The sequence below is a fragment of the Microbacterium stercoris genome (genome assembly GCF_017592545.1).
GTDB classification, from domain to species: Bacteria; Actinomycetota; Actinomycetes; order Actinomycetales; family Microbacteriaceae; genus Microbacterium; species Microbacterium stercoris.
The window spans coordinates 852,525-877,465 of record NZ_JAGFOA010000001.1 but is presented as its reverse complement, the minus strand read 5'-3'; the positions used below and the strand labels follow the sequence as shown (position 1 = coordinate 877,465).

At 70.6% G+C, this 24,941-nt stretch carries 16 protein-coding genes; 5 read left to right on the top strand and 11 right to left on the bottom strand.

Going from position 1 to position 24,941, the window contains the following annotated elements:
* Positions 1–49: 49 nt before the first annotated feature.
* Together J5V96_RS03940 and J5V96_RS03935 are read left to right on the top strand one after the other, a co-directional pair.
* A complete protein-coding gene (locus J5V96_RS03940) occupies positions 50–2,137 on the top strand; it encodes a PhoX family protein (protein ID WP_208500312.1) in 2,088 nt (695 codons plus the stop codon).
* A gap of 227 nt (positions 2,138–2,364) precedes the next feature.
* Complete coding sequence (locus tag J5V96_RS03935; protein ID WP_208500311.1) at positions 2,365–3,282, top strand: LysR family transcriptional regulator; 918 nt, start codon at positions 2,365–2,367, stop codon at positions 3,280–3,282.
* 83 nt (positions 3,283–3,365) lie between these two features.
* Here the strand turns inward: J5V96_RS03935 and J5V96_RS03930 are convergent, their stop codons facing one another.
* The 4 genes from J5V96_RS03930 to J5V96_RS03915 form a co-directional block, all read right to left on the bottom strand.
* The gene (locus tag J5V96_RS03930; protein ID WP_307793471.1) at positions 3,366–5,114 is read right to left on the bottom strand and encodes an alpha-amylase family protein; all 1,749 of its coding nucleotides are present in this window, start codon (positions 5,112–5,114) and stop codon (positions 3,366–3,368) included.
* On the bottom strand, positions 5,111–6,085 hold the full coding sequence (locus tag J5V96_RS03925; RefSeq protein ID WP_208500310.1) for a TIGR03885 family FMN-dependent LLM class oxidoreductase: 975 nt from the start codon (positions 6,083–6,085) through the stop codon (positions 5,111–5,113). Before J5V96_RS03925 ends, J5V96_RS03930 begins: the two co-directional genes overlap by 4 nt.
* A gap of 81 nt (positions 6,086–6,166) precedes the next feature.
* Positions 6,167–7,303, bottom strand: coding sequence for an AI-2E family transporter (locus tag J5V96_RS03920; protein WP_236014378.1), 1,137 nt, complete (start codon positions 7,301–7,303; stop codon positions 6,167–6,169).
* A gap of 16 nt (positions 7,304–7,319) precedes the next feature.
* Positions 7,320–7,901 (bottom strand): TetR/AcrR family transcriptional regulator, encoded by a 582-nt coding sequence (locus J5V96_RS03915; RefSeq protein ID WP_208500308.1) that lies wholly within the window; start codon positions 7,899–7,901, stop codon positions 7,320–7,322.
* A gap of 61 nt (positions 7,902–7,962) precedes the next feature.
* On the opposite strand from J5V96_RS03915, the gene J5V96_RS03910 reads away from it, so the two are divergent.
* A complete protein-coding gene (locus J5V96_RS03910; protein WP_208500307.1) occupies positions 7,963–8,964 on the top strand; it encodes an SDR family NAD(P)-dependent oxidoreductase in 1,002 nt (333 codons plus the stop codon).
* Positions 8,965–10,468: 1,504 nt separating this feature from the next.
* On the opposite strand, the gene J5V96_RS03905 is transcribed toward J5V96_RS03910, so the two are convergent.
* On the bottom strand, positions 10,469–11,317 hold the full coding sequence (locus J5V96_RS03905; protein ID WP_208500306.1) for an SGNH/GDSL hydrolase family protein: 849 nt from the start codon (positions 11,315–11,317) through the stop codon (positions 10,469–10,471).
* Positions 11,318–11,370: 53 nt separating this feature from the next.
* On the opposite strand from J5V96_RS03905, the gene J5V96_RS03900 reads away from it, so the two are divergent.
* Complete coding sequence (locus J5V96_RS03900; protein WP_208500305.1) at positions 11,371–13,362, top strand: alpha-glucuronidase; 1,992 nt, start codon at positions 11,371–11,373, stop codon at positions 13,360–13,362.
* Between the two features lie 839 nt (positions 13,363–14,201).
* On the opposite strand, the gene J5V96_RS03895 is transcribed toward J5V96_RS03900, so the two are convergent.
* The 6 genes from J5V96_RS03895 to J5V96_RS03870 all read right to left on the bottom strand — a co-directional run bounded on the left by J5V96_RS03895 (position 14,202) and on the right by J5V96_RS03870 (position 23,185).
* Entirely contained in the window at positions 14,202–16,829 is a 2,628-nt protein-coding gene (locus tag J5V96_RS03895; RefSeq protein ID WP_208500304.1) for a LuxR family transcriptional regulator, read from the bottom strand.
* A gap of 32 nt (positions 16,830–16,861) precedes the next feature.
* On the bottom strand, positions 16,862–17,554 hold the full coding sequence (locus tag J5V96_RS03890; RefSeq protein ID WP_208500303.1) for a glycosyltransferase: 693 nt from the start codon (positions 17,552–17,554) through the stop codon (positions 16,862–16,864).
* A gap of 408 nt (positions 17,555–17,962) precedes the next feature.
* Positions 17,963–19,474 carry a GH39 family glycosyl hydrolase gene (locus J5V96_RS03885; RefSeq protein ID WP_208500302.1) on the bottom strand — a complete coding sequence of 504 codons (1,512 nt, stop codon included), beginning with the start codon at positions 19,472–19,474 and terminating at the stop codon, positions 17,963–17,965.
* A gap of 89 nt (positions 19,475–19,563) precedes the next feature.
* Positions 19,564–21,228: an extracellular solute-binding protein gene (locus J5V96_RS03880; RefSeq protein ID WP_208500301.1), complete on the bottom strand. Its 1,665-nt coding sequence runs from the start codon at positions 21,226–21,228 to the stop codon at positions 19,564–19,566.
* Positions 21,229–21,293: 65 nt separating this feature from the next.
* Positions 21,294–22,214 (bottom strand): carbohydrate ABC transporter permease, encoded by a 921-nt coding sequence (locus tag J5V96_RS03875; RefSeq protein ID WP_208500300.1) that lies wholly within the window; start codon positions 22,212–22,214, stop codon positions 21,294–21,296.
* Positions 22,208–23,185 (bottom strand): ABC transporter permease, encoded by a 978-nt coding sequence (locus J5V96_RS03870; RefSeq protein WP_208500299.1) that lies wholly within the window; start codon positions 23,183–23,185, stop codon positions 22,208–22,210. Before J5V96_RS03870 ends, J5V96_RS03875 begins: the two co-directional genes overlap by 7 nt.
* A 180-nt stretch (positions 23,186–23,365) precedes the next feature.
* Here J5V96_RS03870 and J5V96_RS03865 point away from each other — a divergent pair, with 180 nt between their 5' ends.
* Positions 23,366–24,937, top strand: coding sequence for a GH35 family beta-galactosidase (locus J5V96_RS03865; RefSeq protein ID WP_208500298.1), 1,572 nt, complete (start codon positions 23,366–23,368; stop codon positions 24,935–24,937).
* The last annotated feature ends 4 nt before the right edge of the window (positions 24,938–24,941 follow it).

The following is a 24,941-nucleotide window of genomic DNA, read 5'->3' as shown; positions in this document are numbered from 1 at the left end:
TCACCGTCACGTCGCGCGCCCCTCAGACGGCCGGAGGACGCTGAGGCGCATGACCCTGACATCCCCCGCCCCCGGATCCGACCGCCCGCAGCTGAAGCTGCTGATGACCGGCGCCACGCACGGCAAGCGCAGCCCGGTCACCTGTCTCTACAAGTGCGACAACGCGTGCTTCCACCCGGTGCCCAACACGTCGTCGAACGGATACTTCCGCGACATCGCCGACGCGGTGCTGAGCCGGCGCGCGGTGCTCGCGGGCGGCGCGGCCGCGGCGAGCGCGCTCGTGCTGACCTCGGCGGTCGCGGGCGGCGCCCCGGCCACCGCGGCGACGACCCGTCGCGGCGGGGGCGCCGCCTTCGGGTTCACCCCCATCGCGCCCGTGCCGGCCTCGGTCGACGCCCTGACCGTGCCGCAGGGGTTCCGCTGGACGCCGATCATCCGCTGGGGCGACCCGCTCTTCGACCGCGCCGACGCGTTCGATCCCCACGCCCAGACGGCCGAGAAGCAGGCGCGCCAGTTCGGCTACAACAACGACTACCTCGACATCCTCGTCGCCCCGAACGGCCGCGAGGCGGTTCTCGTGGCGAACCAGGAGTACACGAACGCCGGCATCATGTTCCCGCCCGCGGCGTCGGAGGAGGAGCGCCTCGAGCAGCTGCGTGTGTCGAAGGCCGCGCACGGCCTCTCCGTCGTCGAGCTCGAGCGTCGCCGCAAGGGCGAGCCGTGGTCGTACGTCGTCGGAGCGCGGCGCAACCGCCGCATCACGGCCGACACCACCTTCGTCTTCGACGGCCCCGCGGCCGGATCCGACCTGCTCAAGACGGTCGCGGATCCGTCGGGCACGCATCCGGTGGGCACGTTCGGCAACTGCGCCGGCGGCACCACCCCGTGGGGCACGATCCTCTCGGGCGAGGAGAACTTCAACGGGTACTTCCGGGCGGTCGGCACGAGCGACGCCCACAAGCGCTACGGCCTGACCGAGAAGGCGTCGTCGTACGGCTGGGAGGCCGTCGACCCGCGCTTCGATGCGCGCCAGCCCGGCTACGAGAACGAGCCGAACCGCTTCGGCTGGATCGTCGAGGTCGATCCGGAGGCGCCCGACGAGGCGCCCGTCAAGCACACCGCGATGGGCCGCTTCAAGCACGAGGGCGCCAACGTCACCATCAGCCGCTCGGGGCACGCCGTGGCGTACATGGGCGACGACGAGCGCTTCGACTACCTCTACAAGTTCGTGTCGAAGAACACGTTCCGCAAGGGCAACTCGGCCCGCGACCGCCGCCACAACAAGGCGCTGCTGAGCGAGGGATCCCTGTACGTGGCGCGCTTCACGGGCGACTCGCCGACGTCGGAGATCCTCGGCACCGGCGCACTGCCCTCCGACGGGGCCTTCGACGGCACCGGCGAGTGGGTGGCGCTGCACGTGAACGGCGTCAGCAAGGTGCCGGGCTTCACGATCGACCAGGTGCTGGTGAACACCCGCCTCGCCGCCGACGCCGTCGGCGCCACGAAGATGGACCGCTGCGAGGACGTCGAGCCGAACCCCGTCTCGGGGCGCATCTATGTCGCGTGCACCAATAACACCGACCGCGGCAAGCTCGGCGCGAAGGAGGGCGCGACCGAGGCCAACCCGCGCAACAGCAACCGCGACGGCCACGTTGTGGAGATCACCGAGGCGCGTGGCGACCACACCTCGACGCGGTTCGGATGGAGCATCCTCATCCTCGCCGGCGACCCCGCGGTGAACCCGCTGACGTACTTCGCGGGCTTCCCGGCCGACCAGGTGTCACCGATCTCGTGCCCCGACAACCTCGCATTCGACTCCGAGGGCAACCTCTGGATCTCGACCGACGGGGCGCCCGGCACGATCGGCTACGGCGACGGGCTATTCCGCGTGCCCCTGGAGGGACCGCGGCGCGGCCAGGTGCAGCAGTTCCTCTCGGTGCCGCGCGACGGCGAGACCTGCGGCCCGGTCATCCACGACCGCGACGGCAGCGTCTTCGTGGCCGTGCAGCACCCGGGCGAGGACGGGTCGTGGGGCGCGCAGAACTCCTACTTCCCCGATTACATCGAGCCCGGATCCCTCCGCCAGGGCAAGTGGGGCGGCCCTCGCCCGTCGGTGGTGCAGGTGACGCGCGCCTGATCCGCCCCGCTCGTTCGTCCCTCGTTCGTCGAGCGAGGGAGGAACGACCGAGTCGAGACGCCCAGACCCGGCGCAGGCCACAACCCCCGCGCCGAGGCTTGGGCGTCTCGACTTGCTTCGCTCGCTCGACGAACGGAGGGGGATGGGCGCCGGGCTTGGGCGTCTCGACTCGCTTCGCTCGCTCGACGAACGGAGGGGTGTGCGCGGGGCTGCGACATACTGGCCGGGTGGAACCGAACCTGACCCTGCAGCGCCTGCGGCACTTCATCGCCGTCGCGCAGGCCGGATCCGTCACCCGCGCCGCGACCGAGCTGTACATCGCCCAGCCGAGCCTGTCGAAGGCCATGAAGGATCTGGAACAGTCCGTCGGGCTCGAACTGCTGCGTCGCACGCCACAGGGCGTGACGCTGACGCCGGACGGTGTGGAGTTCCTGGGATACGCGCGCCACGTCGTCGAGCAGGCCGACCTGCTCGAGCAGCGGTACACGGGCCGCAAGCCTTCGCGCCGGCTGTGCGCGATCTCAACCCAGCACTACGCGTTCGCCGTCGAGGCCTTCGTGCGGATGGTGGCGGCGTCAGAGGCCTCGGAGTACGAGTTCACGCTGCGTGAGACGCGCACCCACGACATCATCGAGGACGTCGCGACACTGCGCAGCGATCTCGGCATCCTGTATCGCAACGGCTTCAACCGGTCGGTGCTCGAGCGGCTGTTCCACGACCGCGGGCTCACCTTCACGCCGCTGTTCACCGCCGCGCCCCACGTGTTCGTCGCGCGCGGCAACCCGCTCTCCCGCAAGCGCAAGGTGCGCCTCGACGACCTCACGCCCTACCCTCGCCTGTCGTTCGACCAGGGCGAGCACAATTCGTTCGCGTTCGCGGAGGAGATCCTGAGCACCGAGATCGTGCCGAAGGCGATCCGGGTCTCCGACCGCGCCACGATCTTCAACCTCATGGTCGGGCTGAACGGATACACGATCTCGACGGGTGTGCTCAGCGCGCAGCTCGACCACAGCGAGATCGTCGCCGTGCCGCTGGAGGTGGATGAGGCCATCGAGGTCGGCTGGATCGCGCCCACGGGCGTGCAGCCGAGCGCCCAGGCCCAGCGCTACCTCGAGGAGCTCACGGCCATCGTCTCGGCGGGCTGAGCGGGCGGGGCGGGCGCGGGCGTCTCGACTCGCTGCGCTCGCTCGACGAACGAGGCGCAGGCGCGGGGCTCGACGGGGGCGGATCAGCGGATGCGCACCGTGGCGTCGGCGGGGTGCAGCAGGAACCAGCGCCAGCCGTAGGGCTCCAGGTCGATCGAGAACGGCGATGCGGCGTCGATCACCTCGCCCGTGACGCGGTCGGTGAGCACGGCGTCCTCGGCGTTCACGGTCACGCGGATCGACGTGCCCTCGTCCGAGAAGCTGTGCAGCGCGAGCATCGCCCAGTCCTCGCCGCGGCAGATGTGCCCCAGCACCTCGGACGGCCCGCCCTGCAGCACCTCGAGCGCCGCCCAGGACTGCTCGGGCGTCGAGCGATACAGGCCGATCACCTCGCGGATGTGGGCGAGCAGCGATCCCGGGTCGGCGAGCTGATCCTCGACGTTCACCCGCTCGGGCGCGTAGTCACCCTCGGGCGGGCGACGCCGCCACCGCGACCGACGCGCCGTCGAGAACCCGCCCGTGCGGGTCCACTGCATCGGGGTGCGCACGGCGAGCCGGCCCTTCTCATCGAGGTTCTCGCCCATCCCGATCTCCTCGCCGTAGAAGAGGATCGGCGCGCCCGGCAGCGCGAACGTGAGGGCGTAGACCATGCGCACGGCGCGCTCGTCGCCGAGCATCGACGGAAGGCGCCGCCGGATGCCCCGGTCGTACAGGCGCATGCCCTCATCCGGGGCGAAGGCCCGGAACACCTCGTCGCGCTCCTTCGGGGGCAGCTGATCGAGGGTGAGCTCGTCGTGGTTGCGCACGAAGTTGGCCCACTGCTGCGCGGTGTCGACCTCGGGCCGCTGCGTGAGCATCTCGGCGAGCGGACGGGCGTCCCCGCGCGCGAGCGAGAGGTACAGCTGCTGCATGGCCGGGAAGTCGAACTGCAGTTGCAGACCGTCGCGCGCCTGGCCGAACCACGCGGTCTGCTGGTCATAGGGGAGGTTCACCTCGCCCAGCAGGAACGCCTCCGCACTGCGACGCGAGACGAAGCCGCGGATGCGGGCGAGATGATCCGATCCGGAGTACGGATGGCCCTCGGTGCCGTCGGCGCCCGTGCCGCCCGCGTTGGATCCGCGCGCGCCCGAGTCGCCGTCGCCGCTCGCGAACAGGAACGGCACGGCGTCGATGCGGAAGCCCGAGATGCCGAGCTCGAGCCACAGGCCGAGGTTCTTGTCGATCTCCCGGCGCACCTCGGGCAGCGCGACGTTGAGGTCGGGCTGGGTCTCGAGGAAGTGATGCAGGTAGTACTGGCCCGTCTTGGGGTCGCGGGTCCAGGTCGACTCCTGCTCGCCGGGGAAGACGGGCGGATCCGGATTCTTCGGCGGCTCGTCGCGCCACACGTACCAGTCGCGCTTCGGGTCGTCGGTCGACCGGCGCGACTGCTGGAACCAGGGATGGCGCTCGGACGTGTGGTTCATGACGAAGTCGATGATGATCCGGATGCCGTGCCCCCGCGCGACGCGGATGAGCTCGACCATGTCGCCGAGCGTGCCGAACCGCGGATCCACCGCGAAGAAGTCGGTGATGTCATAGCCGTCGTCACGGTCGGCCGTGGGGAAGAAGGGCATCAGCCACAGGCAGGTCACGCCGAGGTCGGCGAGGTACGGCAGCCGCGAGATGAGGCCCGGGATGTCGCCGATGCCGTCGCCGTCGGAATCCTGGAAGGTCTCGATGTCGAGGCAGTAGAAGACCGCGTGGCGCCACCACAGGTCGGCGGCGTCGATCGGGATGGGCGCGCGCGCCGCCCCCGCGAGCATCTGGTCGGGCGAGATGCGGAAGCGCGTCACTCGGCACCTCGCAGCTCGGGCAGCACCCGCTCGCCGAAGACGTCGATGAACGCCGCCTGGTCGGACTCGTCGGCGCCGACCTGGTGCAGCATCAGCGCGTCGAAGCCGACGTCGGCGAGCTCGGCGAGGCGGTCGCGGTGGATCGACGCATCCGACGACACGATCACGCCCGCCTCGAGCTGCTCGTCGGTCACGCCCTCCGCGCGGCGCGCGAGGGCCTCGGGGGTGTCGATGTCCCAGCAGTCGGGCGCGGTGACCGCGGCGTTGCGCCAGTGCCTGCGGGTCATCGCGAGAGCCTCGGCATCGGTGGGTGCGAACGCGAGGTGCACCTGCAGGCGGGCGGGCCCCCGGCCCCCGGCCTCGCGGTACGCCTCGAGCACCTTCGCAGCCGCCCGCGGGTCGCATCCGACGGTGATGAGGCCATCCGCCCAGGCGGCATGCTCGGCGGCCGACTCGGGCGACACGGCGGCGGCGATCAGCGCGGGCGCCTCGGCGGGAAGCGACCAGATGCGCGCGCGGTCGACGGTGACGAGACCGTTGTGCGACACCTCCTCGCCTGCCAGCAGCGCCCGGATCACCTCGACGCACTCGCGCAGCCGCGCTCGGCGGGTGGCGTGATCCGGCCACGGGTCTCCGGTGATGTGCTCGTTGAGGGCCTCGCCCGAGCCGAGGGCGGCCCAGAACCGGCCGGGCGCCATCTCGGCGAGGGTCGCGAGCGCCTGCGCCGTCGTCACCGGATGGGTGCGCTGCCCCGGGGCGGTGACCATGCCGAAGGGCAGATCGGTCGCCTGGAGCGCGGCCCCCAGCCACGCGAAGGCATAGCCGCTGTGCCCCTGCTCGGGGAGCCAGGGGGCGAGGTGGTCGGAGCACATCGCCGCGTCGAACCCGGCGTCCTGCGCGTGGAGCGCATGCCGCAGCAGGCGCGAGGGCGAGATCTGCTCGTGCGAGCAGTGATAGCCGAACGCTGTCATGCCCCCATGCGACCGGATCCGCCCGCCCGGGAAAAGGGGGTTGACGCCGTGCGCGGGCCTTGCCTCCCGCCGGGCGGGCGGTCAGGCGCGGGGGATGGCGTCCTTCCGACGCGCCCAGCGAGCCGGGAGATCCGGTCCGTCCCAGACCTTGACGATGCTCCAGGCCACCGCGGTGAGCGGCACGGCGATCACCGCGCCGATGATGCCGCCGAGCAGGGTGCCGACGGTCAGCGCGATCAGGATGACGAGCGAGTGCAGCTTGAGCGCCCGGCCCATCAGCACGGGCTGGAGGAAGTTGCCCTCGAGCTGGTTGACGAGCACCACGATGCCGACCACGATCAGCGCGTGCACGATGCCGTGCGTGACGAGGGCGATGAGCGCGGCGAGGATGCCCGCGAGAACCGCGCCGACGATCGGGATGAACGACAGCACGAACACAAGCACACCCAGCGCCGGCCACAGCGGGATCTGCAGGATCGCCAGACCGATCGAGATGCCGACCGCGTCGGCCGCCGCGACCGTCGCCGTGCCCCGGATGTAGGCGCCGAACGTGGCCACGGTCGCGCGACCCGCGCGCTGCGCGCGGGCGTGCCACTCGCCCGTGAACGGGCGCTTGAGGAACTCCCAGATCACGTCGCCGTCCTTCAGGAAGAAGAACAGCACGACGACCATCAGCACGAGGCCCGTGATGAAGTCGACGACCACGCCCACCCCGGCGAGCGCGCCGGTTCCGAACTGGGCGCTGGTCAGGAAGTCGACGACCTGGTCGATCCATTCCTGGATCTGCGCGTCATCGATCTGGAACGGCAGGTCGCGCGCCCACGCAAGCACCTGGTCGATGCCCTCGAGCGCCTGGGTGGAGAGATCGTCCCACTGCGAGCGCACGGCCGCGGTGATCATCCAGCTGATCGCGCCGAGGGCCGCCAGGATCAGCGCCAGCACGATCAGCGTCGAGGGCATCGGGCCGATGCGGCGGGCGCGCAGCGCGCGCATCAGGGGCTCGAAGGCGGAAGCGAGGATCAGGGCCAGCAGCACGGGGATGACGACGACGCTGAGGATGCGCAGGCCCCAGATGGTGCCGGCCGCGAGCAGCACGATCGCGATGATCTGGATCGACCGGGTCGCGAAGGTGCCGAGCCCGTCGGTCCAGTGCGTGCGAGGACGCGGAGCGGGGGCCTGCACAACGACGGCGGGGGTGCGGCGGCGGTTCCAGAGCATGCTCCCCATCCTGTCGTCAGCGGGGCGCGAAGGCGAGCGCGAAGAGGCGGCGCGCCCGATCCGCGACGACGGGCTTGCGCTCGGGCGGGGTGAAGGCGAGCTCGTGCGCGAGCATGCTGACGGCGATCTCCACGTCGAGCTGCTCCACGTGGATGCCGATGCGACCCGCCGCCTGATCCTCTTGACGCAGGCGGTCGAGCAGCGCCTCGAATCGCGCGGCGATGTCTCGGGCGCGCTGGTCGTTCTGCTGCTCGCTGAGCAGCCGGATAAACGCGGTGGAGACACTCGCCTGGTCGATCACCCGCTCGAACAGGACGGCGATCGTGCCTCCCTCGCGCATCGCGTCCTCGAGCTCGGCGATGTTCTCGTCGAACACGGCCGCGGCGAGCGCGAGACGGTCGGGGAAGTGGCGATAGAGCGTGCCCTGACCCACGCCGGCGCGCTTGGCCACGGCATTGAAGGGTGCATCCGGGCCGTCCTCGGAGTAGATCTCCCGGGCGGCGGCGATGAGCGCGCGACGGTTCTCGTCAGCCGCGGCGGGACCGCGGTTCGACGTCGAACGAGTTGCGGCATCCGGTCGTGGACGTGACGTGCTCATCGGCGTAGCGTATCTACCGGACACTGATGTCCGGTAGATACACCGGGGGAAAGGAACCTTCATGGCACTCAGCAAGAACTCCACGATCGGCGACTGGCTGGCAGACCCCGCCGGCCGCGCGGCCCTCGAGGGCCTTCTCGGCGACGTATCGCAGATGGAGCAGGCCAAGGCCCTCACCCTCGGCCAGCTCGTCGGCATGAGCCAGGGCCAGTTCACCGACGAGATGGCGAGCTCGCTCGTCGCCGCCGTGGGAGGCGACGCCGACTCCCCCGCCGAGCGCCCCTCCGCCCCCTCGCCCGCCGCGTTCGTCGAGAAGGTCACGGACGGCCGTTTCGCGGGCAAGACGATCATCGTCACCGGCGCCGGATCGGGCATCGGTCGCGCCACCGCCTCGCGCGTCGCGCGCGAGGGCGGACGCGTCATCGGCGTGGACATCAGCCAGGAGCGCCTCGACGAGTTCAAGGCCGAGCACGCCGGCGCCGACATCACCGTCATCGTCGCCGACATCTCGGACGACGCCGGCGTCGCCGCGATCATCGAGGCGGCCGGCGAGAAGATCGACGGCCTCGCCAACGTCGCGGGCATCATGGACGACATGACGCCGGTCGGCGAGGTCACCGACGCCGTCTGGGATCGGGTGTTCAAGGTCAACGTGACCGGCACGATGAAGCTCATGCGCGCGGTCATCCCCGCCATGCAGGCCGCGAACTCCGGCCAGATCGTGAACGTCGCCTCCGAGGCGGGCCTGCGAGGTTCCGCGGCGGGCGCGGCCTACACCGCGTCTAAGCACGCCGTGGTCGGCCTCACCAAGTCGGCGGCGTTTATGTACACCGGCTCGGGCATCCGCGTGAACGCCGTGTGCCCCGGCGGCGTGGCCACGAACATCGGCGCGAACTTCGCCTCGTCGCTGGGTGCCGAGCGCATCCAGCGCGCGATGGCGATCCTGCCGGGCGTCGCCCAGTCCGACCAGCTCGCCGCCTCGATCACGTGGCTGCTCTCGGACGACTCGACCAACGTCTCGGGCGCCATCCTCGCATCGGACGGCGGCTGGTCGGCGGCCTGACCCTCACCCGAACGGCCCGGCCCCCTCGTGGGGCCGGGCCGTTTCTCGTTCTCGGGTTGGGCGGGGTTGGGGCGACGAGCGGGAGGGGATCTCGCGAGCGGAGGGCCGAGATCCGGATTCACACCCTCCCGACGCGGGATCCCCTCCCAGGAGGACTTGCCCCGCGGGTGGCGTCATCCGAAGGCTTCCGGCGTCTCGACTCGCTGCTGCTCGCTCGACGAACGACAGGGAGGGGATCTCGCCAGCGGAGGGCCGAAACCCGGATCTACACCCTCCCGATGCGCGATCCCCTCCCCACCCGGGCGAACCGGGCCCGCACTCGACGCCGAACGGGAGGGGATCTCGCGAACGGAGGACCCAGATCCGGATCCACACCCTCCCGAGCCGGGATCCCCTCCCAGGAGGACTTACCCCGCGGGTGGCGCCATCCGAAGGCATCCGGCGTCTCGACTCGCTGCGCTCGCTCGACGAACGACAGGGAGGGGATCTCGCGAGGGGAGGACCGAGATCCGGATCCATACCCTCCCGATGCGGGATCTCCTCCCAACCCGGGCGAGCCGGGGCCGCGCTGAGCGGACGAGCGGGAGGGGAACTCGCGAGCGGAGGACCGAGATCCGGATCCACACCCTCCGGACCCGGGATCCCCTCCCCGGAGGACTTGCCCCGTGGATGACGTCTTGCGGAGGCTTCAGGCGTCTCGACTCGCTTCGCTCGCTCGACGAACGACGGGGCTGGAAACTCGCGAGCGGAGGACCGAGATCCGGATCCACACCCTCCCGAGCCGGGATCCCCTCCCGTACCGGCAGGCCTCGCCGCCGTGGGTGGCGTCATGCGGAGGCTTCAGGCGTCTCGACTCGCTCCGCTCGCTCGACGAACGAGCGGGGAGGGAGGAGGTCTCGCGGGCGGAGGGTCGAGAACCGGATCCGCGCCCTCCACACCCGGGATCCCCTCCCCGGGAGGACTTGCCCCATGGATGACGTCATGCGGGGGCTTCCGGCGTCTCGACTCGCTGCGCTCGCTCGACGAACGAACGAGGGGGGAGGGGAACTCGCGGGCGGAGGACCGAGATCCGGATCCGCGCCCTCCCGACCCGGGATCCCCTCCCCAGGAGGACTTGCCCCGAGGATGACGTCATGCGGAGGCTTCCGGCGTCTCGACTCGCTGCGCTCGCTCGACGAACGAACGGGGCGGGAGGGGACCTCGCAGGCGGAGGACCGAGAACCGGATCCACGCCCTTCCGATCCGGGATTCCCTCCCGACCCGGGCGGGCCCGGGCCCACCCCGGACCGGGCTGGCACCCGTGGGCGGCGCCATCCGGTGGCTTCGCGCGTCTCGACTCGCTGCGCTCGCTCGACGAACGAGCGGGCCGGACCCCGACCCGGGATCCCCTCCCGTACCGGCAGGCCGGGCCCGACCACCATGGGCGGCGCCATCCGGTGGCTTCGCGCGTCTCGACTCGCTGCGCTCGCTCGACGTACGCGCGGGCCGGACCCCGGGCCGGGGGTCAGGCGGCTGGGTGCTGCAGCTGGGCGAGGACGGCCGGGATCAGCGCCTCGGCCGTGCGGCGGTAGCCGAGGGCGGAGGGGTGGAACCGGTCGAGCGAGAACATCTCGTCGGGGTGGGAGATGAACACCGGCCCGACGGCGCGGCGCAGCGACACCGGCAGGGCGCCCGCGGCTCGCGCGGCGTCGGCCTGCGCATGCGCGAGCGCGCGCGAGATGCGCGAGCCGAGGTGGCGCAGCGGCTGCGGCACCGGCCGCAGCGCCCCGAGATCGGGGCAGGTGCCCACCACGACCGCGATGTCGCGGCCGCGCAGGCGCTGGATCGCATGGGTCAGGTGCTCGACCGACTGCGAGATCGGCACGCGATGCGTGACGTCGTTCCCGCCGACCACGATCACCGCGACATCCGGGCGGTAGTCCGGATCGAGCCCGTCGATCTGGTCGCCGAGGGCCGAGGTCGAAGCGCCGACCACCGCGCGGGTGGTGAGCCGCACGGGGCGCCCGATGATCTTCGCGACGCCCTTGGCGATGCGCGCGCCCAGGGTGTCCTTGCGGCGCTCGGCGCCCAGCCCTGCGGCGATGGAGTCGCCGAGCACCAGAAGCTCGACCGGCTCGCCGCCAAGGCCCGGGCGCCACACCCTGTCGGCGTCGATGCCCTGCTCGCCGAGGGGCTTGCCGATCCGGCGACGCGCGACGGCCGCCTGCCGCGCGAGCAGCGCGCGCCCGCTGAGCACGGCGGCGCCGACGCCCGTGATGACCGATGTCGCGACGATCGCCGTCTTGCGCTCCACGGCGACATTGCACCGCAGCGGGGTGAACGCGGGGTGAAACTCGTGCGGTGCGGACCTCATAACTATTTGTCGCCATCGGCCACAAATAGTTATGTCTGCGGCAGAATGGTCGGGTGACCGCCACTGCTGCCGCTCATCCTGCCTGGCTACCGACCGCCGCCTTCGCGCCCCTCGGGCGCCGCGCGATCGCCGTCGTCCAGGGCGACGCCCAGACCGAGACCGTGGCCGCGGAGGCCGCCGCCGCGACGACCGCGCACGGGGGATCCGCCGTGCGCTTCACGGGCGAGGCTCCGCGGGCCGACATCGTGTTCGCCCTTGAGGGCGGGCTCGGTGACGAGGCGTTCCGCGTGCGCCGGGCGGACGGATCCGTGACGGTCGCCGCCTCGAGCGGCCGCGGGCTGCTCTACGGCTTCTTCCACCTCGTGCGGCTCGGCGAGGCGGCCTTCGAGGGATCCGGCGAGGAGACGCACGAGCCGTCGCGGGCGATCCGCATCCTGAACCACTGGGACAACATGGACCTGCACCCGGTCATGGGCGCAGTGGAGCGCGGGTATGCGGGCGCATCGATCTTCTTCAGCGTGGGCGACGGTCTGCCGGGCAGCGGCCACGTGCGCGACGACCTCTCGCGCGTCGGCGCGTATGCGCGCCTGCTCGCCTCGATCGGCATCAACGCCGTCTCGGTGAACAACGTCAACGTGCATCACCGTGAGGCCCGGCTGCTGACAGACGACCTCGAGCATGCCGCACGCATCGCCGCCGCGCTGCGCCCCTACGGCGTGCGTCTGCACCTCGCCGTCTCGTGGGCGGCGCCCGTCATGCTCGGCGGACTCGCCACCTCAGATCCGTTCGACGCGGACGTCAAGGCCTGGTGGGCCGAGGCCGCCGACCGCGTCTGGGCGGCGATCCCCGACTTCGGCGGCTTCGTCGTCAAGGCCGACTCGGAGGGTCAGCCCGGGCCGTTCGCGTATGGCCGCGACCACGCCGACGGCGCCAACATGCTCGCGGAGGCCGTGGCCCCGCACGGCGGCATCATCCACTGGCGCGCCTTCGTCTACAACCACACGCAGGACTGGCGCGACCGGTCGACCGATCGCGCCCGCGCGGCATTCGACCACTTCGCCCCTCTCGACGGCCGCTTCCGCGACAACGTCATCGTGCAGGTGAAGTTCGGCCCCATGGACTTCCAGGTGCGCGAGCCCATCTCGCCCGTGCTGGCCGCGATGCCGAACACGAGGGTGGCGCTCGAACTGCAGGTGACGCAGGAGTACACCGGCCAGCAGAAGCACGCCGTCTACCTCGGCCCGCAGTGGACGGAGGTCATGCGCTTCGACTTCGGAGGCGACAGCGGCCAGACCGTGGCTGCCCTCGCCCAGGGCGGTTTCGCCGCGGTCGCGAACGTCGGCGACGACGAGTTCTGGACCGGCCATCCCTTCGCCCAGGCGAACCTCTACGCGTACGGCCGCCTCACCTGGAACCCGGACGCCTCCGCGACCGACCTGCTCGACGAATGGATCGGGCAGACGTTCGCGGGCGAGGACGCCACGACGGCCGCGGCGATCCACGACATCCTCGCCGACTCGTGGCGGACCTACGAGAAGTACACAACACCGCTCGGCGTGGGCTTTATGGTGCGCCCCGGCCACCACTACGGGCCCGACGTCGACGGCTACGAGTACACCCCGTGGGGCACGTACCACTTCGCCGATCGCGACGGCATCGGCGTCGACCGCACGGTCGCCACCGGAACGGGGTTCGCCGGCCTCTACCCCTCGCCCTGGCGCGAGACCTACGAATCACTCGAGACGGTGCCGGATGAGCTGATCCTGTTCTTCCACCACGTGCCGTACGCGCACGTGCTGCACAGCGGGACGACCGTGATCCAGCACATCTACGACACGCACTTCGAGGGCGTCGAGAGGGTGCAGCGCGACATCGAGGCGTGGAACGCGGTGTCCGGATCCCTCCGCGACCGCGATCTCGTCGCCGGGGTGGACGAGCGCTTCGCGGAGCAGCTGAGAAGCGCGATCGAATGGCGCGACCAGGTCAACACGTACTTCCTGCGCAAGTCGGGCGTCGCTGACGCGCGGGGTCGCCGCATCTACTGACCCGGCGATGGTGCCCCCGCCGTACGGCGTGGGGCGAGGGCCATCCGCATCCCCCCCGGGTACGGATGACCCCCGCGGTCTCGGTGTGTTGCTCGAAAGCGCCCCACCGTGGATGCCGACTGCCGAGGGGCGATCCGCAGCCAGCGATCCTGTCATCGGCTTCCCGACGGCCGATGACCCCATCCTGTCGGCCGCCCCACACCGCAGAAGGCGCCGGTGACGGTTCTCAGTGCCCTGCGGGCCCACTTTGCGCGCATACGCGTGCGAAGTGGGTGCGTCACGCGGCGGCGCGCGTGTCTGCTCCCCGCGGGTCACGGACGATGGCCGCGCTCGCGCGCCCGCACCGCGCCTCGCCCGCCCGCACCGCGCCCCGCGCTTCGACCGCGTCCGGAGACGAGAACACGTCCGAAGACAGAGAACGCATCCGGAGACGGAGAAGCGGGATCCGCCCGCATCCCCCCGGACGCGGGCGGACCCCGCAGGTCCGTGTGTGTGCTCCGCGGTGCGCCCCTCAGTCCTCCTCGTCTGAGGTCCCCTGTGGCATCGTGCCCCGTCGTCCCCACGACGTCGATGCCGGGACGTGAGCGCTGTCACAGCTGCGCGCCTCCCGACGCGGTGGCGGGCCCAGCCTCGTGCTCCACACTGTGGATCTCGGCCACCCGAAGGCCTCGATCCTGTCTGTCGGCCACCCGAAGGCCGATGACTCAATGGTGCGCGCGGGACCGGGGCGCCGACGGTGCGTGCACCGCATCTGAGTACGCGCACGGGCACACTCTGAGTACGCGCGCACGCGCCTGAGTACGCGGATGCCCCCCACGCGAGTGACCGATGCCCTGAGTTCAGGCGCGCGGACCGCCGTGGAGCACGTCGACCAGGGCGGAGCGGTCGCTGATGTGCAGCTTCTGGAACACGCGGTAGAGGTGGTTCTCGACCGTGCGGGTGCTGACCGACAGCCGCTCGGCGATCTCGGGATTGCTGAGACCATCGGCCGCGAAGCGCGCGACCTCGTGCTCGCGGGTCGTCAGCACCTGCCCCCGAAGCAGGGTCGCGGCGAGCGCGGGGTACCCGCCGCCCAGCGCGGCCGCCTGGGCGCGCACCGCCCGGGCGATCTCCTCGGCGACTTCGCCCTGTCCACGCGAGGCGACCGCCATCGCCGCCACCTGCACGCGCAGCGACGCGGCGTGCACGCCGTGTCGAGTGAGCTCCGCAGCCGCCTCGCGCATCGCGCCGACGTCGTCGCCCGACAGGGCCTGCGCGTACAGCAGGTGGACGGCGACCAGGCCGCCCGGCTCGGCCTGCGCGGCCCACTCCCGCATGGTCGCCACGCGCCGAGGGTGAGCGTGCAGCTCCTGGGCGCGCACGCCCAGGAAGAGCGCGTTCATCAGATACCCGCGGCTGTGGGCCTCTTGCGCGGTCTCCCAGAACGACGCCGCCACGTCGGCGGGCGCGTCGCCGTCCACGAGGCGCGCGTTCGCGCGGGCGTGCACGGTGGCCATCAGGGGGAACGGCCCCAGAGCGGGCGCGGAGCGCTCGGCCTGCTCGGCGAGCGAGCGCGCCGACATCCCGCGCCCCGTCCCGGCCGCCACCCGCGCGCCGGTCACGAGCGCGCCGAGCTGGAAGTGCGCGTATCGCAGCGAGCTGTACCCCACCGACAGCTGCGTCGACAGGTGCGCGCGCAGCGCCCGCTCGTCTCCGCGCAGGGTGTGGATGAGCGCCAGCACGTATCCGTGCGGGGTGATGAGGTCGGGATCCAGGCGCGTGATGCCCTCGTCGAAGTGCGCGCGCGCCTCCTCCTCGGCCCCGTCGAGGTCGCCCGAGAACACACGCACGAGCGTGCGGAACACCGTGGTGCTGGCGTCGATGGCGAGGTCATCGTCCTCGTCGATCTGCGCGAGCGCCTCGCGCGCGACCGAGGGGTGCCCGGTGGCGAGGGCGCGCTCGGCCCGCAGCATGCGCGTCGACACCGCCACGAGCGCGGGAGCGGACTCCTCGGGAGGCTCGGGCAGCGGCTCCACGCGGTCGTACACGAGCGACACATGCCCGCCGATCACTCTCAGCAGCGGGGCCCAGCGCCCCACCCGCGGTGTCTCGGCTGCCAGGAAGGACCGGGCGGCGTCGATGCCTCCCGGTTCTGCCGCGCGCACGATCGCGCGCCACAGCGCCACCAGGGCACGCTCGTCCTCGCCGGCGGCGGCGGCCTCGCTCAGCACACCCTCGATCTCCGCGGGATCGCCGTGCGAGGCCATCAACGACAGGGCGTAGAGGATGGCCGAGTCGACGTCGCGCCGCGACTCCCACTTGGCCTTGCGCACCAGGGTCTCGGCGGTCATCCGCTCGAACACCATCCGGTTCAGCGTCGCGTCCGCCGACGCCCGGCGCCCCGACTCGTCTCCCGGATCCGCACCGAGCCCGCGCTGCGGCAGGTAGCTGCGGCGCGGCTCGCCCCCGAGCAGCATCGGGGCCAGCTGCTGGTGCCGGCTGTCGGGCAGGCGACCCGTGATCGACACGTCGATCTCGTCGAGCAGACGCAGCCGACGCGCGCCGATCCGGTCGCGCCGCAGATGCTCGGCCAGCAGAGGCGGATACACGCTCACCACCAGGGCTCCGTCCTGAGACGCGAAGGCGAGCAGGCCGCGATCGTCGAGGCGCTCCAGCAGGGGCGCCGCCACGATCCGCCGCGCCAGCGCGGTGTCGACCGTGCCCACGAGCGCGAGCGTCAGCAGCGCGTCGAAATGCGCCGAGTCGAGCCCCGCCACGAGCGGTTCGAGCACGGGCACAAGGCGCCCCGAGGCGAGCGTGCCCTGCGCGCGCCACAGACCGCGACGCTCGACGAGCAGCCCCTCGCGCAGCCCGGCATCCGTGATCGCCACGATCAGCCCCGGCAGGCCTCCCGATTTCGCATGGATGCGCGCGGCGGTCTCCACGCCGACCGGGCCCGCGCAACGCCGCTCGATCAGATCGGTCGAATCGGGGAAGTCGAGGGGCGGAACCGCCAGCCGCACCGCGGGGCGCACCGCGGTGGTCAGCGTGGTGCCGGGAATCGCGCGATCGATCCGCACGACCGACAGCACCGGCGCCACCCCACCCCGCAGTGCCGCGGCGAGCGCCCCGGTCGAGGCCTCGTCGAGGTCGTCTGCGTCGTCGACGACCACGGCCGTTCGTCCGCTCGATGCGGCCCGCCGGATCGCCGAGACCGCCGCGGCCAGCGGGGTTCCGGATCCGGTCGCTCGCGCGTCGAAGAGGCCCGCCACCGCGAGCGCCTCGAGCGGGCGGCCACGCAGCCCGTCCACGCCGGCGATCTCGATCACGTCCCAGCCGGCCTCGATCAGCACGCGCGTGATGTCGCGCGTGAGCGCGCTGCGCCCGCTGCCGGGAAGACCCGACAGGCTCACGCTCACGCCGTCCCTGAGGGAGGCGACGGCCTCGTCGCGCACTCCGGGGAACAGCGCTTCCGCCCTGGACGCCATGGGCGCCATGCTAGCCGCGGGCGGCGCGCAGGTCAGGGGTGTGCGGTGAACCGTTCCTGGATGTCGGCGACCATCGGCTGCACGGTCGCCCAGAGGAACGCGACGAAGACACCGCCGAACAGCCAGAGCACCGCCTCGGTGGTGAAGTACACGACGCCGGTCGCGACGACCAGGAGCGCGAGCAGGCCGATCGTGCCGATCCATCGGCGCCCGAGGTAGTAGACCGCCAGACGCGCGATGTCGATCCATCGGAACGAGAAGAAGGTCGCGATGGTGAGCGCGTTCAGCCCCCACAGCACCGCGATCACACCGATCATCACGAGGAGCCCGAAGAGGATCCCGCCGCCCGACACCACGAGTCCACCCACGAGCACCGCGAGGAACACCATCGGCGGCGCCCATGCCTTCAGCGAATCGACCAGCCCCAGACGCAGCCCCTTCAGGAACGACTTCAGCGGCGCCAGCTCATCCACCCTCGTGCGGTCGCGCAGCGCGAACAGCCCGGCCGACAGCACCGGCCCGTACAGGATCAGGATCAGCGGCACGAGCGCAAGATTGCCGGGCACCCGCGCGAGGAAGAAGAAGAGTGCCACAACCGGCAGCGACGCCACGCACATCAGCGCCAGCACGATCAGGTGCCAATAGATGAAGGCCGTGAACTTCGACAGCGCGCCCTGCCCGAATCCGGATCCCGCGGGGCCCTCTGTCTGCTCTTCGTCATTCACGGGTTCACCTTATGTCTCGGTCCGGTCGGGGCGTCTCGACTCGCTCCGCTCGCTCGACGAACCGGGAGCACGGGCAGGCCGGGGCGTCTCGACTCGCTCCGCTCGCTCGACGAACGAGGAGCACGGGCCCGTCGGGGCGCCTCGACTCGCTCCGCTCGCTCGACGAACGCGCAGCGCGCGGGCCGGTCCAGGCTCCGCTTGCTCGACGAACGAGGAGCACGGGCAGGCCGGGGCGTCTCGACTCGCTCCGCTCGCTCGACGAACGCGCAGCGCGCGGCCGGTCCAGGCTCCGCTCGCTCGACGAACGAGCAGCACGGGGCAGGCCGGGGCGTCTCGACTCGCTCCGCTCGCTCGACGGACGAGCAGCGCGCAGGCAGGGATGCGTGAGTCGAGGCGAGAGGAGGGAGGTCACAGCCCGCGCCCCAGGATGCGACGGTCGTCGAGCCACGCGGGGGTCTCGTCGACCACGCTGTCGAGCTCGAGCAGGGCGACGCCGTGGCGCTCGAGGCTGATGTCGAGCTGCACGCGTCCGTCGCGCACGGGGGCAGCGTGGTGCGAGCGCACGGCCTCCGCCGCCTCGCGCAGCGCGTCGAGCTGGCGGCGCGACGGCGAGGCCGGGCGGCCCATCTGCTGCCATGCGGTGAAGGCGTTGCCGCGGTGCTCGTCGACATCGGACCGATGCACGTAGACCGACTCCCCGGCGGTGGGGATCGAGAGCGACAGGCGGTGCTCGGCGGCCTCCTCCGGGTCGTCGGTGCCGCCCGTCGGCTGCCACGCGAGCACGGCTATGCGGCCGTCGGCGTGGCGGGTGACGAGGTGGTCGTCCCCCTGGGCCAGGATCTGGCGCCCCATCCGCGCCATGAACGCGTACACGTGGAAGGTGGGCTTCTTGATCTGGCGGTGCGCGATCATGCCGAAGCCGCCGTGGAAGATCGCCGTCGGGATGTTCTCCTCCTCGAAGACGTCGCAGAACGTCCAATAGGCGAAGGAGCGCACGAGGTCGCCGCCGCGTGCGAGCACGGGGGCGAGCGCGGCGGCGTTGTAGGCGGTGTCGTGCACCGGGTTGTCCGGCCGATAGCTCGTGTTGAACTCCGTGACGTGGAGCGGGAGCCCGGCAAGACGCGTGTCCTTCAGGATCTCGGCGGGGCGTGCGAACTGGTCCAGCAGATCCGAGGGGTGCCGGAGGGTCTGGTAGACGCCGAACGGCACGTGCTGCGAGGGCCCGGTCGTGTAGGCGTGGAACGACAGGAAGTCGGCCGGGAGGTCGCGATCCGTCACGAACTCGGCGAACGGCAGCCACCAGTCATCCGCGCCCGGGCTGATCGCGGGGCCCCCGACCTGCAGGCGATCGTCGATCTCCTTGATCGCGATCACCGACGACTCGTACAGGCGGAAGTACTCCGCCTGATCCGCGTCCTTCCAGAAGTGCGTGAGGTTCGGCTCGTTCCACACCTCGATCGGCCAGGTGAGCACCTCATCGATGCCGTAGCGGTCGATGAGGTGCCGCAGCAGCGCCTGGATGAGCTTGTTCCACTCCGCGTAGTCGGAGGGCGGGGTGACGTTGCCCTTCCACCAGAACACCGTCTGGTCGCCCGAGGCCAGGCCCGGGGGCATAAAGCCCAGCTCGAGGAACGGCTTGATGCCGAGATCGAGGTACAGGTCGGTCACCTGGTCGGCGTAGGTGAACGAGTAGCGCGTGCCGCGGAAGCCGGCGACGTCGTAGGGGCGGTGGATGCCGATGTCGTCCGACAGCAGCCCGTGCCCGCGGATGTACCGGAAGCCGATCTCGTCCTGCGCGAGACGCAGCGAGTCGCGATAGTCGCTGCGCAGCGCCAGGTTGAAGCGGCCGGTGCCGACGCACTCGCGCCAGGCGTCCGAGAGGACGCCGATCGGCTCGTGAGGGACGAGGGTGGTGACCACGAAGGCTCCCGTCGGACGTGAAGGTGATGGGCAGGCAGAGAAGGAGGGGCGAGGATCGGATCCCCGCCCCTCCGGTTGACCGAGTGGGCTTACTTGACGCCCGCGGCCTCGTTCATGGTGGCGACGTACTCGTCCATGCCCAGGCCCTGCAGCTCGGCGACGTACGCGTCCCAGTCGGCCAGGTCGCGGTCGCCCTTGATGAACTGCGCGGTGGCCGTGTGCACGGCGCCGGTCAGGTTCGCCTGCGAGACGGCGATCTTGGAGCGCTGCACCTCGGTGAGCGGGATGCCGGGGCCGCCGTCGGCGACCTCCTTGCGCTCGTTCATCGTGGCCTGGAACTCGACGACCTCGGGGTTCAGCGTGGACTGGACGAGGTCGACCGTCGAACCGTGGGCCAGCAGGAACACGCCGTTGTAGAAGCCGAAGTCGGTGTTGAGCATCTTGGGCTCAGCGCCCGCGTCCGGGTTGGTGCCGTTCCAGTCGATGCCCGGCAGCAGGTGGCGCTTGTCGCCCTCGACATCGTAGGTCTGGCCCTTGACGCCCCACTTGGCGAACTCCATCCCCTCGTCCGAGAAGTAGAGCCAGTCGACGTACTGCAGCAGCGCCTTGAAGTAGGGCTTCTTCGCCGTGTCCTTGGAGAGGGCCAGGCCCGACTCGAAGTGACCGCCGGTGGTCGCGTCCATGATGTCGCCCGCGGGGCCACCGGGGACAACGATGTTGCGCACGACCGCGTCGGCGTTGCCGGCCTCGGTGAAGCCCGTGCGGTACTCGGTGATGACCTGCGAGTTCGACGAGATCGCCGCGACCTTGCCGGTCGTGAACTTCGCCTTCGCGGTGTCGTCATCCTGCGTGATGCCGTCCGGGTCGAGCAGACCGTCGGCCACCAGACCGTGGAAGTAGGTCAGCAGATCCTTGAAGCCGTCCTGGGTGCCCGAGAACTCGAACTCCGAGCCGTTCCAGGTGACGCCGTCGCCGAAGCCCCAGCCGGCCTCGGTGCCGAAGTTGCCCGCGGCCGCCTGCAGCACCGCCGCCATCGGCTGGTTGTTGTTGGTCGTGTTCCAGCGCTCGGTGTACGGGTAGGCGAGCTCGGGGTGGAGCTCCTTGATCTTCGCGAGCTGCTCGGCGAACTCGTCCCAGGTCTTCGGGTCCTCCAGGCCCGCCGCGTCCCACCAATCCTGGCGGATCGCGATGGTGTAGTCGGGCTTGGCGGCCTCGAGCAGACCCGGCAGCACGTAGAACTTGCCGTCGGCGTCGCGCGTGCGGTCGAGCTCGCCCTCCAGGCCCCACTTCTCGATCTTGTCGGTGAAGTTGGGCAGGTAGTCGAGGTACTCCGAGATCGGGAGCAGGCCGGCGGTCACGTTCTGCACGTCGGCGACATAGGTCGAGGGGATGATGTCGGCGGCGTCACCGGTCTGGATCAGCTGCGTGCGCTTGGTGCCGAAGTCGGCGAGCGGGATCGACTGGATGTCGAACGACACGTTCTGGTTCTTCTCGAGCTCGCTGAGGATGAGCCAGTCGTCCTTGAGCGGGTAGTTCGGGTGGTCGCGGTAGGTCAGGCCGAACTCGACGGGCTCGGTGGCCTTGAAGGTCGTGCCGACCTCGAAGTCCTCCATCGCGCCGACCGACTGCTCGGCTCCGATCGTCGCGCCGTCGCCCTCACCGGGCTTCTCGCCCGAGCCGCCGGAGCAGGCTGCCAGGCCCAGGGCCAGGGTCGAGACGGCGCCCAGAGCGAGCACCTTGTAGCGGATCTTCATTGTTCCTCTTTCGCTGTGGTGGGGATGGGGGGAAGCAGGGTGGCGGCGAGCCGCCGGCGGATCCGTCAGCCCTTGACCGAGCCGAGCATGACGCCCGACACGAAGTGCTTCTGGATGAACGGGTAGAGGCAGACGATCGGCAGCACGGTCAGGATCGTGGTGACCGCCTTGACGTTCGAGCCGATCTGCACGGCGTCGCCGCCGAGGCCCTCGCCGGTGCCGGAGGCGCCCGCGATGATGTTGCGGAGATACACCGAGACCGGATACAGGTCGGGGTCGTCCATATAGAGGAAGGCGGGGAACCACGAGTTCCAGAACGCCACCGCGTAGAACAGGATCATCGTGGCGATGATCGCCTTCGACAGCGGCAGCACGATGCGCAGGAAGATGCCGTAGGTCGACAGACCGTCGATGGCGGCGGCCTCCTCGAGCTCGGCGGGGAAGTTCTCGAAGAAGGACTTCATCACCAGCAGGTTGAAGACGTTGATCGCCTGCGGCAGCACGATGGCCCACAGGGTGTTCTTGAAGCCGAGCTGCGAGATCAGCAGGTAGTTCGGGATCAGGCCGCCTGCGAAGAACATCGTGAACAGCGCGAGCCCCACGAGCGCGCCGCGGCCGCGCAGGTGGCTCTTCGAGAGCACATAGGCGAACGTCGTGGTGAGCACCATCGAGATCACCGTCGCGACCGTCGTGTAGACGAGCGTGTTGCCGTAGTTGATCCAGAACCGCTCCTGCGAGACGACGTTCTCGAGCGTGGTGAGGTTGAAGCCCACCGGCCAGATGAACACCGAGCCCGCGGCGATGGCCGCCTGCGAGCTGAACGCGCGCGCCGTGAGGTTGAGGAAGGGGTACAGCGTCACGACGCCGACGAGGATCAGGATCGTCACGTTGACGACCTGGAAGATCCGGAACGACAGCGTGGGCTTGATCGTGCGCGCCTCGTAGCGGACGGCGGCGATGTCAGGGGTCTGGTCGAGGGTCACCACAGCGAGGCTCCGGTCGTCTTGCGCGAGATCGTGTTGGCCGACACCACGAGCACGAGGCCGATGACGGCCTCGAACAGGCCGATCGCGGTGGCGTAGGACGGAACGCCCGACTTGATGCCGATCGTGTAGACGTACGTGGACAGCACCTCGGCTGTCTCCGTCGTGAGGGGGTTGTAGAGCAGCAGGATCTTCTCGAAGCCGACGGCCATGAACTGCCCGATGTTGAGGATGAGGAGCACCATCATGGTGGGCCGGATGCCGGGCAGCGTCACGTGCCAGGTCTGCTGGAGACGGTTGGCACCGTCGATCTTGGCCGCCTCGTAGAGGCCCTCGTCGATCGTGGTCAGCGCGGCGAGGTACAGGATCGTGCCCCAGCCGACGGTCTGCCAGGCCTCCGAGATCACGTAGATGGCGCGGAAGTAGTCGGGCTCCTGGAGCCAGTTGACGGGGTCGCCGCCGAACGCCTGCACGATCGCGTTGATCGTGCCGTCGAGCGAGGTGAGCTCCTTGACGAACGACGCGATGATGACGATCGACATGAAGTGCGGCAGGTAGCTGACCGTCTGCACGAGCTGCTTGAACCAGCGCAGGCGCACCTCGTTGAGCAGCAGCGCGAGGATGATCGGCAGCGGGAAGACGCAGATGAGCGTGACGCCGCCGATGATCACCGTGTTGGCGAACGCGCGCCAGAACATCGCGTCGCTGAACACCGCCTCGAAGTACTCGAAGCCGACCCACTCGTCGCCGAACATCGACCCGCCCGGCGTGTAGCTGCGGAAGGCGACGATGTTGCCGAGCATCGGGACGTACTTGAACAGCAGCAGGAACACCACGGGCAGCACGGCGAGCGAGTAGAGCTGCCAGTCGCGGCGAAGGGCGCGTTTCCAGCCGGGGACGCGCGGCGTCTTCTTCTTCCCGGGCTGGGGGGCGGTCCGCATGACCTCCGTCCGCGTGACTGTCCTCAGTGACATTCGATCCTCCTCGGCCCTCGCGTCATCGCGAGGGGGAATGGCGTCGCGCCGAAACTTTCGGGGGTTCGGGGCTCGCGACCCTCCGAAACTAGGACAGGCGATATCGCCGCGTCAACAACATATTGCGGCAACTTGCTGAAAGTTTCGCAACCGTGACCTTTCCGATGGAAGGATCGATCCATGACCATCGCTGCTCATCCCGCCCCTCTTCCGCGCCTCGAGACCGTCACCTCGCCCGCGGGCAGGATCGCCGCGCGCCTGATCGTCGACGGCGCGCCGCTCCTCATCCGAGGGGGCGAGCTCGGCAACTCCGCCGCGCACCGCGGCTACCTGGCCTCGCGGTGGGAGAAGCTCGAGCGGCTCGGTCTCAACGCGATCGTCGCGCCGGCGTACTGGGAGCTCGTCGAGCCTGCGGAGGGGGTCTTCGACTGGACCTCGGTGGACGAGCTCATCGAGGACGCCGAGAGCCACGGCATGCGCATCGTGCTGCTCTGGTTCGGCAGCTGGAAGAACTCCATGTCCTGCTACGCGCCCGGCTGGGTGAAGACCGACACGGCCCGCTTTCCGCGGGCGCGTGATGCACGCGGACGGGCCTTGGAGATCCTGACGCCGTTCTCGAGCGAGAATCGCGACGCCGACGCGCGCGCCTTCGCCGCCCTGATGGCGCACCTGCGCGACCACGATCTGCGGCGCACGGTCGTCATGGTGCAGGTCGAGAACGAGATCGGGATGATCCCGGATGCGCGCGACCACTGCGACGCCGCGCGCGAGGCCTTCGGGAGCGCGGTGCCCGACGCGCTGACCTCCGCGCTGGGCCGCGAGAGCGGCTCATGGCGCGAGGTGTTCGGCGACGGTCCTGGCGCCTCGGAGGCGTTTATGGCGTGGCACTTCGCCCGCTACGTCGATGCGGTGGCCGCCGCGGGACGGGCCGAGCTCGACCTGCCGATGTATACGAATGCCGCCCTGATCAGGAAGGACTACGAGCCTGGGCAGTACCCGTCCGCGGGCCCGCTTCCGCACCTCGCCGAGATCTGGCACGCCGGGGCCCCCTCGCTCGACTTCCTCGCCCCCGACATCTACTTCCCCGAGTTCGCCGAGTGGACAGGCCGGTACGTCGACAGCGGCAACCCTCTGTTCGTCCCGGAGGCGCTGCGGTGCACCGACGCCTGCGTCAACGCGCTGTACGCGTTCGGCGCGCACGGCGCGATCGGCTTCTCGGCCTTCGGCATCGAGCAGATCACGGGGCTCGCCGAGGACCTGCTCGGGCAGAGCTTCGCAGTGCTGAGGCAGCTCGACGGGCTGATCGCCGAGAGCGTGGGCCGCGACAGGATGCTCGGGCTGCTGCCGCCGGTCGAGAACCCGCGCGCCGCGCACCGTGCGCGCCTCGGCGGACTGCTGCTGAACGCCACCTACGAGCGCACCGTCGCCCCCGGCCTCGCCGACGGGGTGATCAACGAATCGGGCGACCGCCCCGCCGACCTCACGCGTCTTCCGGCGGGGGCGATCGTGATCCAGACCGGCGAGCTCGAGTTCGTGGTCGCCGGCATCGGCACGACCATCGTGTTCGAGCCGGGCGAGGAGGGCGATGGCGAGATCGGCATCCTCTCCTGCGACGAGGGAGGCTTCGACGAGGCCGGCGAGTGGGTGACCCACCGGCGCCTGAACGGCGACGAGACGCACCAGGGCAGACACGTCCGGCTCGTGCCCGGGAGCTTCACGATCCAGCGGGTTGCGCTCTACCGCTACCGCTGAGCGG

What these genes read in the sequence shown, in the direction of transcription:
- J5V96_RS03940 (WP_208500312.1), top strand. Translation starts at nt 50, where the DNA reads ATGACCCTGACATCCCCCGCCCCCGGATCCGACCGCCCGCAGCTGAAG.
- J5V96_RS03925 (WP_208500310.1), bottom strand. Translation starts at nt 6,085, where the DNA reads ATGACAGCGTTCGGCTATCACTGCTCGCACGAGCAGATCTCGCCCTCG.
- J5V96_RS03920 (WP_236014378.1), bottom strand. Translation starts at nt 7,303, where the DNA reads ATGCTCTGGAACCGCCGCCGCACCCCCGCCGTCGTTGTGCAGGCCCCC.
- J5V96_RS03915 (WP_208500308.1), bottom strand. Translation starts at nt 7,901, where the DNA reads ATGAGCACGTCACGTCCACGACCGGATGCCGCAACTCGTTCGACGTCG.
- J5V96_RS03910 (WP_208500307.1), top strand. Translation starts at nt 7,963, where the DNA reads ATGGCACTCAGCAAGAACTCCACGATCGGCGACTGGCTGGCAGACCCC.
- J5V96_RS03905 (WP_208500306.1), bottom strand. Translation starts at nt 11,317, where the DNA reads ATGAGGTCCGCACCGCACGAGTTTCACCCCGCGTTCACCCCGCTGCGG.
- J5V96_RS03895 (WP_208500304.1), bottom strand. Translation starts at nt 16,829, where the DNA reads ATGGCGTCCAGGGCGGAAGCGCTGTTCCCCGGAGTGCGCGACGAGGCC.
- J5V96_RS03880 (WP_208500301.1), bottom strand. Translation starts at nt 21,228, where the DNA reads ATGAAGATCCGCTACAAGGTGCTCGCTCTGGGCGCCGTCTCGACCCTG.
- J5V96_RS03870 (WP_208500299.1), bottom strand. Translation starts at nt 23,185, where the DNA reads ATGTCACTGAGGACAGTCACGCGGACGGAGGTCATGCGGACCGCCCCC.
- J5V96_RS03865 (WP_208500298.1), top strand. Translation starts at nt 23,366, where the DNA reads ATGACCATCGCTGCTCATCCCGCCCCTCTTCCGCGCCTCGAGACCGTC.